The sequence below is a fragment of the Faecalicatena faecalis genome, assembly GCF_012524165.2.
GTDB lineage: Bacteria > Bacillota > Clostridia > Lachnospirales > Lachnospiraceae > Faecalicatena_A > Faecalicatena_A faecalis.
Genome location: NZ_JABACJ020000013.1, coordinates 94,692 through 106,291, shown reverse-complemented (window position 1 = coordinate 106,291; position 11,600 = coordinate 94,692). Strand labels below are relative to the sequence as shown.

16 protein-coding genes are annotated in these 11,600 nt (G+C 52.4%); all 16 read left to right on the top strand.

Annotation, left to right across the window (positions count from 1 at the left end; genetic code table 11):
• The first annotated feature begins 11 nt into the window (after window positions 1-11).
• The 16 genes from HGO97_RS14020 (at window position 12) to HGO97_RS13945 (ending at window position 11,600) form a co-directional block, all read left to right on the top strand.
• A complete protein-coding gene (locus tag HGO97_RS14020) occupies window positions 12-434 on the top strand; it encodes a DUF7768 domain-containing protein (protein WP_216242831.1) in 423 nt (140 codons plus the stop codon).
• A gap of 4 nt (window positions 435-438) precedes the next feature.
• On the top strand, window positions 439-768 hold the full coding sequence (locus HGO97_RS14015; protein WP_009242854.1) for a hypothetical protein: 330 nt from the start codon (window positions 439-441) through the stop codon (window positions 766-768).
• Window positions 768-3,041, top strand: a complete 2,274-nt coding sequence (locus tag HGO97_RS14010; protein WP_216242829.1) for a phage/plasmid primase, P4 family — start codon at window positions 768-770, stop codon at window positions 3,039-3,041. The genes HGO97_RS14015 and HGO97_RS14010 overlap by 1 nt, the downstream gene beginning before the upstream one ends.
• A gap of 141 nt (window positions 3,042-3,182) precedes the next feature.
• On the top strand, window positions 3,183-3,464 hold the full coding sequence (locus tag HGO97_RS14005) for a VRR-NUC domain-containing protein (protein ID WP_183326639.1): 282 nt from the start codon (window positions 3,183-3,185) through the stop codon (window positions 3,462-3,464).
• Window positions 3,445-4,797, top strand: coding sequence for a DEAD/DEAH box helicase (locus HGO97_RS14000; RefSeq protein WP_216242827.1), 1,353 nt, complete (start codon window positions 3,445-3,447; stop codon window positions 4,795-4,797). Before HGO97_RS14005 ends, HGO97_RS14000 begins: the two co-directional genes overlap by 20 nt.
• Window positions 4,797-5,021 carry a hypothetical protein gene (locus HGO97_RS13995; protein ID WP_009242858.1) on the top strand — a complete coding sequence of 75 codons (225 nt, stop codon included), beginning with the start codon at window positions 4,797-4,799 and terminating at the stop codon, window positions 5,019-5,021. The genes HGO97_RS14000 and HGO97_RS13995 overlap by 1 nt, the downstream gene beginning before the upstream one ends.
• A complete protein-coding gene (locus HGO97_RS13990; protein WP_009242859.1) occupies window positions 5,018-5,446 on the top strand; it encodes an RNA polymerase sigma factor sigma-70 region 4 domain-containing protein in 429 nt (142 codons plus the stop codon). The genes HGO97_RS13995 and HGO97_RS13990 overlap by 4 nt, the downstream gene beginning before the upstream one ends.
• A gap of 162 nt (window positions 5,447-5,608) precedes the next feature.
• Window positions 5,609-5,956: an HNH endonuclease gene (locus tag HGO97_RS13985; protein ID WP_022117873.1), complete on the top strand. Its 348-nt coding sequence runs from the start codon at window positions 5,609-5,611 to the stop codon at window positions 5,954-5,956.
• A 116-nt stretch (window positions 5,957-6,072) separates the two neighbouring features.
• Window positions 6,073-6,654 (top strand): P27 family phage terminase small subunit, encoded by a 582-nt coding sequence (locus HGO97_RS13980; protein ID WP_009242861.1) that lies wholly within the window; start codon window positions 6,073-6,075, stop codon window positions 6,652-6,654.
• On the top strand, window positions 6,655-7,920 hold the full coding sequence (locus tag HGO97_RS13975) for a site-specific DNA-methyltransferase (protein WP_216242824.1): 1,266 nt from the start codon (window positions 6,655-6,657) through the stop codon (window positions 7,918-7,920).
• 145 nt (window positions 7,921-8,065) lie between these two features.
• Entirely contained in the window at window positions 8,066-8,734 is a 669-nt protein-coding gene (locus tag HGO97_RS13970) for a virulence protein (RefSeq protein ID WP_216242814.1), read from the top strand.
• Window positions 8,725-8,949 carry a DUF4314 domain-containing protein gene (locus HGO97_RS13965; protein WP_216242811.1) on the top strand — a complete coding sequence of 75 codons (225 nt, stop codon included), beginning with the start codon at window positions 8,725-8,727 and terminating at the stop codon, window positions 8,947-8,949. The genes HGO97_RS13970 and HGO97_RS13965 overlap by 10 nt, the downstream gene beginning before the upstream one ends.
• A gap of 1 nt (window position 8,950) precedes the next feature.
• Window positions 8,951-9,127 carry a DUF5049 domain-containing protein gene (locus HGO97_RS13960; protein WP_075714354.1) on the top strand — a complete coding sequence of 59 codons (177 nt, stop codon included), beginning with the start codon at window positions 8,951-8,953 and terminating at the stop codon, window positions 9,125-9,127.
• Window positions 9,128-9,258: 131 nt separating this feature from the next.
• Entirely contained in the window at window positions 9,259-9,624 is a 366-nt protein-coding gene (locus tag HGO97_RS13955; protein ID WP_022117869.1) for a DUF7698 family protein, read from the top strand.
• Between the two features lie 4 nt (window positions 9,625-9,628).
• On the top strand, window positions 9,629-9,877 hold the full coding sequence (locus tag HGO97_RS13950; RefSeq protein WP_216242809.1) for a DUF7678 domain-containing protein: 249 nt from the start codon (window positions 9,629-9,631) through the stop codon (window positions 9,875-9,877).
• Window positions 9,878-9,998: 121 nt separating this feature from the next.
• A complete protein-coding gene (locus HGO97_RS13945) occupies window positions 9,999-11,600 on the top strand; it encodes a terminase large subunit (RefSeq protein WP_044953140.1) in 1,602 nt (533 codons plus the stop codon).

Below are 11,600 nucleotides of genomic sequence, written 5' to 3'. Positions count from 1 at the left end.
AGGACTTTTGAGTGAGCAACGAATATCGCAACAGCGAAGGCTATCCTGACCCAACCGCAGGTGAAGCACTCTCCCGGATTGCTGCAAATGAAAAGCAGTCCCTTCGTGCTTTCCGGCCTATCGTCTACATCTGCTCTCCGTTTTCTGGAGATGTGGAGACAAATGTGGCCAATGCCAGACGCTACAGCCGTTTTGCCGTGGACAAGGGATATATCCCTATCGCACCGCACCTGCTATTTCCGCAGTTCCTTGATGATGACAATCCAGAAGAACGTGAGCTTGGTCTTTTCTTCGGAAATGCCTTCATGAGCAAGTGCGCTGAGGTCTGGGTATTCGGCAGCCGCATCTCATCCGGTATGGAAGCAGAAATCAAACGCGCCAAGTGGAAGGGCTATCACTTGCGCTATTTCACAGAAGAATGTCAGGAGGTTTAACGCTATGTATGAAATTAAAGAAAATCGCAGAAAGCTTTTCGATGGCACTGAGATCACAACCTACACCCGCGATGTGGTAAGCGCCAATATTCTGCAGGTCGAAGCCGGGACGACCGGCTACAAAGGTGGCGACACCGGCCACGGCGGACGCACCTATTTCCGCATTTCCGATGAAGCCAGCACAGATATCCATGTCACGCCTTTTATGGACAGATTCGGCTGCAACGGTTTTGAAGTTACCCTTGGCGGCGACTGCGAACTGGAAACCATGATCCGCGCCCTGAAATTTATCACGAAGGTGCTGGAGGAAGAATCGGAGGAGGTGTACGACTGATGTTTACCCTGTTTAGCGCCGATTTTATCGGCAATCCCGGAAACTGCTCCTATCCGCATAAAACCGTTGTCATGGATACGGACAGCATGAAAGCCGCAGTCGGTCACGACTATGTGTGTGCGGAGTACAAAAATCACTACCGCAACAGCGACAATTTCCTCTCCGCTGACTGTCTTCCCGTGGACTGTGATAATGACCATTCAGAAGATCCGAAAGACTGGATCACACCGGCAGACGTGTTGGAGGCATTTCCGGGAGTAAGCCTCGCCATCCATTACAGCCGCTTTAATCAGCGCGAGAAAAACGGCAAACCGGCAAGGCCAAAGTTCCATGTGCTCTTTCCCATCGACCGGGTGACGGATGCCGCCCTCTATAGTGATATGAAGAAGCTGGTAAACTCCATATTTCCGTATTTCGATACGAAGGCGCTGGATGCTGCTCGCTTCTTCTTCGGAACACAGGAGCCAAATGTGGAGCTCTATCCCGGTCGCATGAACCTCACTGAATTTTTGAATGACGACGAGTTCGATGCAGACCTGCCCGGTGGCCACGAGAAAGACGTCGTGATCCCGGAAGGAAGCCGTAATGCTACCATGTCCCGCTTTGCCGGTATCGTCATTAAGAAATACGGCGATACAGAAAAAGCCTACCAAAGTTTTCTGGAAAAGGCCGCGACCTGCGTGCCGCCTCTGGATAACAGCGAGCTTAATACAATCTGGCACAGCGCCCAGCGCTTTTATTCCAAGATCTGTCGTGAGGACGGATATGTCCCTCCAGAGGTCTATAACGACGAGAACAGCTATAAGCCGGAGGACTTTTCCGATGTGGGACAGGCTGAGGTGCTCTCGAAGTATTTTGCAAACGAGCTGCGCTACTCACCGGCCACCCACTTTATCCGATACAGCGATCACTACTGGCAGGAAACAGAGCCCGGCGCACAGGCCGTCGCTCATGAACTCACCCGCAGGCAGCTCGCAGAAGCCAATCGAAATATGATGGAGGCTCTACAGAAGCTCAAAAATTGCGGAGCGCAAGAAATCCTTGATAACACATCCAAGGCCAAAGCTGAACAGCTGATGAGCGACGAACAGATGGAGGCCTATCAGGAGTTCCTTGCCGCCAAGGCCTACCAGAGCTTTGCCGTCCGCAGACGCGACTCCAAGAACATTACATCTACCCTCAAAGAGACGCACCCGATGCTGGAAATCTCGCCGAGAGACTTGGACGCTGACTGCTTCCTGCTCTGCACACCGGAGGCGACCTACGACCTTCGCAAAGGTATGGCCGGAGCCCGCGAGCACTCAGCTGATGACTTTATTACAAAAATCACGTCCGTGTCACCCGGCAGTAAGGGAGCGCAGCTCTGGCAGGATAATCTGGATCTGATTTTCCAGAAGGATCAACAGCTTATCGACTATGTACAGATGATCTGTGGCCTTGCTGCTATCGGGAAGGTTTTTGTGGAGGCACTCATCATCGCATACGGCGATGGACGCAACGGAAAGTCCACCTTCTGGAATGCCATCTCCCGCGTACTGGGACTCTACAGCGGAAATATATCCGCAGATACCTTGACCGTCGGTTGCCGCAGGAACATCAAGCCGGAAATGGCTGAGGTCAAAGGCAAACGCCTGCTGATCGCTGCGGAAATGCAGGAAGGCGCAAGGCTCAACGACTCTACCGTCAAGCAGCTCTGCTCTACGGATGATGTATTTGCGGAGAAAAAGTATAAAGACCCGTTTTCCTTCAAGCCCTGCCACACGCTGGTTCTGTATACGAACCACCTGCCTCGCGTCTCCGCCTCTGATGATGGTATCTGGCGCAGGCTTATCGTGATTCCGTTCAATGCCAAGATCGAGGGCAAGGCCGACATCAAAAATTACGGTGAGTACCTATATGAAAATGCCGGTGAAAGCATTCTGGCATGGATCATCGAAGGAGCTAAAAAGGTCATCGAGCTGGACTACCAGATTCCGGTACCGGACTGTGTGACGAAGGCCATCGACGAATATCGCAGCCAGAACGACTGGTTCGGACATTTTCTGGATGAGAAGTGCGATGTGGATGAGTCCTTTAAGGAAAGCTCCTCGGCGCTCTATCAGGCATACCGCAACTACTCGCTGGATTGCAATGAGTATGTGCGCAGCACGGCAGATTTTTACTTTGCGCTGGAGAAAGCCGGATTCGAGCGGCTGACACTGAATCGGAAGCGCTATTTCAAGGGCTTAAAGATTCATGAGGACAACGGCGCAGAGGAAGATTTTCTGCAGTAATCCGGGACTATGACAAGGTGTATCAAGGTCTTATATAAAAACTCTCTTAGGCCTAAAAAAATAGCTCTAAGAAAAAGTTTGGTAAATACCATTGATACACCTTGCACATCCCCTGAAATTAACGCCTGACGGAGGTTTGCAATGATAGAAAAACAGATAGAAAACAAGTTAACTATGGCGGTGAAAAAGAATGGCGGCATTGCACTTAAGCTGGTGTGTCCCTCTTTCGCAGGAATGCCCGACCGTCTGATCTTACTCCCTGACGGCCATATCGGCTTCGCGGAGCTGAAGGCACCCGGCAAAAAGCCACGCCCTCTCCAGCTCTCGCGCCACAGGCTGCTGCGGGAGCTTGGCTACCGGGTATATGTCATTGACGATCCGGAGCAGATTGGAGGGATGATCGATGAACTTCAATCCACATGATTATCAGGACTATGCCATCCGCTATATTGAAAAGCACCCTGTGGCCGCAGTCCTTTTAGATATGGGACTTGGCAAGACGATCATCAGTCTGACAGCAGTATATGACCTGTTGTTTGACAGCTTCGAAGTGCATCGCGTTTTAGTGGTGGCTCCCTTAAGAGTCGCCCGCGATACATGGCCAGCAGAAATCCAGAAATGGGAGCACCTTGCCGGTCTAACCTATGCGGTCGCAGTCGGGACACCGAAGGAGCGAAAAGCTGCTCTCATGCAGCAAGCAGATATTACGATCATCAACCGTGAGAACCTGCAGTGGCTCATTGACGAGTCCGGCTTTCCCTTTGACTTCGATATGGTGATTATTGATGAGCTGTCGTCCTTCAAAAATCATAAATCCAAGCGTTTCAAGTCTCTGATGAAGGTACGGCCACGGATTCACCGGATTATCGGCCTGACCGGCACTCCTTCCTCCAACGGACTCATGGATCTGTGGGCGGAGTTTAAAGTGCTGGATATGGGCGAGCGCCTCGGACGCTTTATCACGCAGTACCGGACAAATTACTTCATGCCGGACAAGAGAAACGGCGAGATCATCTACTCCTATAAACCGCTGCCCTATGCGGAGGACGCCATCTATCGGAGGATCTCGGATATCACGATTTCCATGAAATCTACCGACCATCTGAAGATGCCGGAGCTGGTTTCAACGGAATATGAAGTGCAGCTTTCCGACTCTGAGCGCAGCCGTTATGAAGATTTGAAACAAGAGCTCATATTGCAGCTCCCCGATGGTGAAGTGACTGCTGCCAATGCCGCATCGCTTACGGGCAAGCTCTCACAGCTCGCAAATGGTGCCATTTATGCCGATACCGGTGAGGTCATCGAGTTCCACGATAGGAAGCTGGACGCTTTGGAGGATATTATCGAGGCCGCCAATGAAAAACCGCTTCTTGTGGCCTACTGGTTCCGACATGACCTAAGCCGCATCAAGAACCGCTTCAATGTTCGGGAGATCAAGACCAGCCGCGATATTGCTGACTGGAATGCGGGAAAGATTCCTGTAGCAGTCATCCATCCGGCCTCTGCCGGTCACGGTTTGAACCTTCAGGCCGGAGGCTCCACCCTTGTGTGGTTCGGTCTTACATGGTCGCTGGAATTATATCAACAGACCAACGCCCGTCTCTGGCGGCAAGGTCAAGAATCCGGCACTGTGGTGATCCAGCACATTATTACCAAGGGCACCATCGACGAAAGGATCGTAAAGGCGCTATCCAAAAAAGAAATGACGCAGACTGCGCTGATTGACGCGGTCAAGGCTGACCTTGAGGTGGTGTGATGACCGATCCTTATGAAAATCTCGCCAACGCCATCGTTCTGCAGGCCGTGAAGGATTACCGGGACGCCCTGAAGCGCCTGAAAAAGAAGCCCGGTAATCAAGCCGCCATGTCGGATGCAATGGAGTGTGAACGGTTCTTCCGCTCCGGCTGGTACAAAGCACTGACGAGTGTGGATGGCGAGTATCTCATACAAAAACTACGAGAGGAGGCGAAGTCCTTATGACAGTAAAAGAATATCTCCATCAGGCCTACCGCCTTGATCAGAGAATCAAGTCCGACACGATGGAAGCACAAAACCTGCGTGAGATGGCAGGCAGCGTGTCGGCTATCCAATATGATAAAGACCGCGTGCAGACATCGCGTAATACCGAAGCACCCTTTGTCCGGACGCTTGAGAAGCTGTGGACTCTGGAAAAGAAAATCGCCGGTGAGCTGGAAATGCTATCAGACCTTAAGAAACAGATACGGGAGGTCATTGAGGCAGTTCCTGATACCGACGAGCGCATGGTACTGAAGTACCGGTACATCCACAACTATACGTGGGAGCAGATCGGAATGGAGCTCTGTGCAGATGCCCGCACCATTCGTCGCTGGCACGGCAAGGCGCTCCTTCATGTGACGCTTCCGGATGATCCAATTATCATTTGAAATGCGCCCGAAATGTCCTGCTTTGTCCTAAGATGTCCACCCGCTCTTTATGATAGTATATAATCAGCGAAAAGAATAAAGAAACAGCTACACGCGCAGCACACAAGCCTTGCGGGAACACCCTGCAGGGCTTTCTTTATGCCCTGAAAGGAGGCACGGCTTATGCCAAGAAAACCACAACGACCGTGCCGCTATCCCGGCTGCCCACACCTAACGGACGGTGTTTATTGTGAGGAGCACGCCAAGGTCATGGAACAGCACTACGAGAAGTTCCAGCGCGGCTACTCTCCCGGCAAACGCTACGGCAGAGCGTGGAAACGAATCCGTGATCGCTACGTTCATAAGCACCCGCTTTGTGAGCAGTGCTTAAAGGAAGGACGCTACGTCGCGGTTGAGGAAGTCCACCACATCGTGCCGCTTGCTGAGGGAGGATCGAATGACGAGTCCAACCTTATGAGTCTTTGTCGTTCGTGTCACGAGAAGATTCACCACGAGCGCGGCGACCGGTAGGGCGGTCAAAATCTCTACGACCCTTTTCCCCGGAAAACGGCGCGGGGTCTTTTACGCAAAAATTGCAATTCAAACAGGGTATTAAACCCTGCACTACAGAAATGGAAGTGATCGACATGGCGAAAGACGGAACCTATCGCGGCGGGCGGCGTGTCAAAGCTGGCTCCAAGCCGGACGCCCTCGCCGACAAAATAATGAAAGGCGCACCTGCAAAGCGTATGGAGCTGCCGGACTTCACAGAAGACATGACCGACTTCGATGTTGACGACATCGGTGACGGTGTAGAGCTGGAAGGCATGGATATGCCAAGTCCGGACGATTACCTCTCTGCTCTGCAGAAGGACGGCAAGCCCCTCGGCGCAGATGAAATCTATAAGGAAACATGGCTGTGGCTCAAGGAACGTGGCTGCGAGAGGCTGGTAAACAAGCGCCTGCTCGAAAGCTACTCTGAGGCCTTTGCCCGGTACATTCAGTGCTCCGAAGCGGTCAGCAAATACGGCATGCTCGGGAAGCACCCGACCACCGGCGCTGCCATTGCGAGCCCTTTCACACAGCTTTTAATGAACTTTCAGAAGCAGGCCAACCTGCTCTGGTATGAAATATACGACATTGTGAAGCAAAACTGCACCGAGCCCTTTGAGGGCAGCCCGCAGGACAGCGTGATGGAGCAGCTGCTTCGAAGCAGGAGGAATATGTAAATGAACACACAGAAATTGGAACAGGTACCTATTGATAAACTGGTGCCCTATGCCCGGAATGCCCGGACGCATAGCAAGGAGCAGATCGCACAGCTCCGCGCTTCTCTCAGGGAGTTCGGCTTTGTGAGTCCTGCGGTCATTGATGCAGATTATAACATCCTCGTCGGCCACGGTCGCATTACGGCTGCCCGCGAGGAAGGATATGAAACCGTGCCCTGCGTCTTTGCCGAGAACCTGACGGAAGCACAAAAGCGTGCGTATATCCTTGCGGACAATCAGCTGGCGCTCAACGCAGGCTGGGATGAGGAAATGCTGTCGGTCGAATTATCTGACCTACAGGATCAGTCCTTTGACCTATCTCTCCTCGGCTTTGATGCCGGTGAACTGGATAAGCTGCTCGGCACCGGGAATGAAAAGGACATCGCCGATGATGACTTTGACCTCACCGCTGCCCTTGAGAAGGCTTCCTTCGTGGAGCCCGGCGACATCTGGGCAGTCGGCAGGCATCGTGTTATGTGTGGCGATGCCACCTCGCCGGAAGATGTGGGAAAGCTCATGGACGGCAAGAAAGCAAACCTCGTCCTGACCGATCCGCCCTACGGCGTATCTTTCAAAGCCTCGGACGGCCTTACGATCCAGAACGACTCTCTCAAGGGCGAGGAATTTTACAAGTTCCTGCTGGCAGCTTTTAAGAACATGGCTGACCACCTCGAAAAAGGCGGAGCCGCTTACTGCTTCCATGCGGATACCGAAGGGCTCACGTTCCGAAAGGCATTCATTGACGCAGGCTTCCACCTCGCCGGTGTGTGTATCTGGGTAAAGAACAGCCTCGTGCTCGGTCGCTCCGATTATCAATGGCAGCACGAGCCTGTACTCTACGGCTTTTTGCAAAACGGCAAGCACCCGTGGTATTCCGACCGCAAGCAGACCACCATTTGGAACTACGATAAGCCAAAGCGCAATAAGGATCACCCAACCAGCAAGCCGCTCGACCTTCTGGGCTATCCCATCCAGAACTCTTCTCAGGAGAATTCTGTAGTTATTGATACCTTCGGCGGCTCCGGTTCCACACTGATGGCCTGTGAGCAGTTAAACCGTATCTGCTACATGATGGAGCTCGATCCGAAATACGCCTCTGTCATCCTTCGTCGTTACGTGGAGGATACCGGCGATGAGGAAAATGTGTATGTAATAAGGAACGGCGAAAAGCTCCTCTATTCCGCTCTGGCAAAGGAAGTCGAGACCTCTCCGACGGCGGGTGTATAATACACAATTTCTGCACGGATTCTTCGGCGATTTTCTACCTCAAAAAATGTCGGAAATCGCTTGATAAATAAGGCTTTCAGAGTGATGTATATACATGCCGAAAGGCACAGATTAAAACCTTAATTCACAAAGGAGGAACACTCTCATGAAAGCAAATTACAACGTAACCGGAAACGACAGAAAAGCATTGGTCGCAGCCATCGAAAATCTCACCGGCGACAAGGCGATCTACATGCGTATGCCAACCTGCGCTTACGAGATCGGCGACATCACGGTCGACAAGGAAGGCAGCGTAACCTGCGAGGACGCAGACAAGCTGGAGCGCATCATCCACAGCCTGATCGCGGATGGGTTCACACCGGAGGATACCGAAGAGGTCGAAAGCGACGATGAAGCCACCGGCCTTACAGTCAGCCTCCCGCTCGACAAGGTGGCGGTCGGAAACCTCACCAACCTCCTCACAGCCAAGGAAAGCCTCATCAAAAAGGCACTCGGCATTGACGACCTTGGCATCGAGGTCACAGAGGATACGGTCAGCTTCCCTTGGTTTACTGAGATGCCGGAGCCGGACGAGGTCAAGGCCTACAGCCACTTCATTGCATCCCTTGGCAAGATGAGCCGGGATTTGAAGCGCATCAGCGCCACTGAGAAGGAAGTCGACAACGAGAAGTACGCATTCCGCTGCTTCCTCCTGCGACTTGGCTTCATCGGAAACGAATATAAGGCAGAGCGCAAGATTCTCCTTAAGAATCTCTCCGGCAACTCCAGCTGGAAGAACGGCGCACCGGAAAAGGAGGTGGCAGTATGCGAATGATCACGAAAGAGCAGCTTGAAGCGCTCCGCTCCTGCTACCCGGCAGGTACCCGCGTGGAACTTCTCCAGATGGACGATGTACAGGCACCGCCCATCGGCACCATGGGAACCGTTACGGGAGTCGATGATACGGGGAGCCTCACGGTGAACTGGGACAACGGCTCCGGCCTGAATGTCATCTACGGCATCGACCGTGTGCGGAAGGTGGTGGACTGAGATGGATGAAAAGGTAAAGGAGCAGATTCTTGCCATCCGGGACACCGGCCTTACAAATATGTTCGATGTAAACACAGTGCAGCGGCTGGCCTATGAGAGAGACTTCTACGAGCTGGTTTTATACCTTGAGGATCACCGGAAAGAATACGTGAATTTTATTCTGACCGGCGAGGCATAAACTACACAATTTAGGCCTCAAAACTTCCCGCAGGATTGTCACATATATTTCGATAAATAGCTTGCTATTACAGGCGTTCAGAGTGATATATGTACATACCAAAAGGAAAACAACCACAAGGAGGAACCACCATGAAGTACACAATCGAAGCCATAGAAAACGCGAAACCCGGAATGCGCTGGGAAGAGATCGGATGCCATTGGACGCTGGGACAGGCCTACCTTTACAGCAAGGAAGCCGGAAACGACCTGCCGAACTTCGCCGAAGTCATCTGGGATTACGACATCGAAGCGATCCTCGAAGATTGCCGGAAGCTCGGAGTAAAGGAATTCACCATCAGCTCCACCTTCTCAAGCCTCATCGAGACCATTGCAAAGTTTGAGGAGCTCGGCTGCACGCTGGACGGAATTGTAAAGGTCAAGGAGCGCTACACCCACTTCGGAAGCGACGAGCACGCCCTCATCCCAGCCTTCAAGATGACGGTAAAGGAGGCGTAAGAAAATGTGGAGTGAAGGAGTTATCGGCATCCCGGATGCCAAGGACAAGAAAAAATATACCAAATGTCACTACTGGGTAAAGCACTACGATGAGCCAAGCGAGACCTACGGCATCAACGGCGGCAGGATCAGCAAGCTCATGATCAAGATTGACGGCAAGATCGTTTGCAACTACGACAGAGGCTGGGACATTCATCCCACCTGCAAAGAAGCAGAGATGGCGCTTTGCATCCTGCTGGAGAATCACAACTAAGCATTAAACCCGAATATGAATATTCCGGGAGACTGAGCCAGTAGGCTCTTTCTCTCGTACTGATACCAGATCGCTATGGCGGTCTTTTATTTTGCCCTGAAAGGAGGCGGCTACCGTGCCAATGCGAAAACTGAAAAACTATAAGCCGACCCGCTTCATGGCAGAGACTTCTCACTACAGCAAGCAGATGGCGGACTTCGCGGTGATGTTCATCGAGCAGCTCACCCACACTAAAGGCACGTGGGCAGGAAAGCCCTTCGAGCTCATCGACTGGCAGGAACGGATCATCCGCGACCTGTTCGGTGTCCTGAAGCCGAATGGTTACCGTCAGTTCAATACGGCCTATATCGAAATTCCTAAGAAAATGGGAAAGTCAGAGCTGGCCGCTGCTGTCGCCCTGCTCCTTTGCTGCGGTGACGGTGAGGAACGCGCCGAAGTCTACGGCTGCGCTGCAGATAGACAGCAGGCCACCATCGTTTTTGATGTTGCTGCGGATATGGTGAGAATGTGCCCGGCGCTTAATCGTCGCGTCAAAATACTGGCCTCCCAGAAACGGATCATCTATGAGCCTACCAACAGCTTCTATCAGGTGCTCTCCGCTGAGGCCTACAGTAAGCACGGCTTTAACATCCACGGTGTGGTATTCGATGAGCTGCACACCCAACCGAACCGGAAACTCTTTGATGTAATGACAAAGGGCTCCGGCGATGCCAGAATGCAGCCGCTGTATTTCCTGATTACCACAGCCGGAAATGATACAAACACCATCTGCTATGAAGTCCACCAGAAAGCGCAGGACATCCTCGACGGCAGGAAGGTCGATCCAACCTTCTATCCGGTCATTTACGGTGCGGAACCTGACGAGGACTGGACTGATCCGGAAGTGTGGAAAAAGGCAAACCCCTCTCTCGGTATCACGGTCGGCATTGACAAGGTGGAAGCGGCCTGCGAATCGGCAAAGCAAAACCCCGGTGAAGAGAATTCCTTCAGGCAGCTGCGCCTTAATCAATGGGTAAAGCAGGCTGTCCGCTGGATGCCAATGGATAAATGGGACGCCTGCGCCTTTCCAGTTAATGAGGACGACCTCGAAGGCCGTGTCTGCTATGGCGGCCTTGACCTGTCCTCCACTACGGATATTACTTCCTTTGTGCTGGTATTCCCGCCACGAGATGAAGACGACAAGTATGTGATCCTCCCGTACTTCTGGGTGCCAGAGGATACGCTGGAACTTCGCGTGAGACGCGACCATGTGCCCTACGACACTTGGGAGAAAGAAGGAATGCTGCAGACAACCGAGGGCAATGTCATCCATTACGGCTATATCGAGAAATTCATCGAACGCCTCGGCGAGCGCTTCAATATCCGCGAAATCGCATTCGATCGCTGGGGAGCAGTCCAGATGGTTCAGAACTTGGAGAACATGGGCTTTACTGTTGTGCCCTTCGGACAGGGCTTTAAGGATATGAGCCCGCCCACAAAGGAGCTCATGAAGCTGACACTTGAGCAAAAGCTCGCTCACGGCGGCCACCCGGTGCTCCGCTGGAATATGGATAACATCTTCATTCGTACTGACCCAGCCGGAAATATCAAGGCTGACAAGGAAAAATCTACAGAGAAGATCGACGGTGCTATCGCCACCATCATGGCGCTTGACCGTGCGATCCGCTGCGGCAATGACAACGGTGCTTCTGTCTATGACGACAGAGGCATTTTATTTATCTGA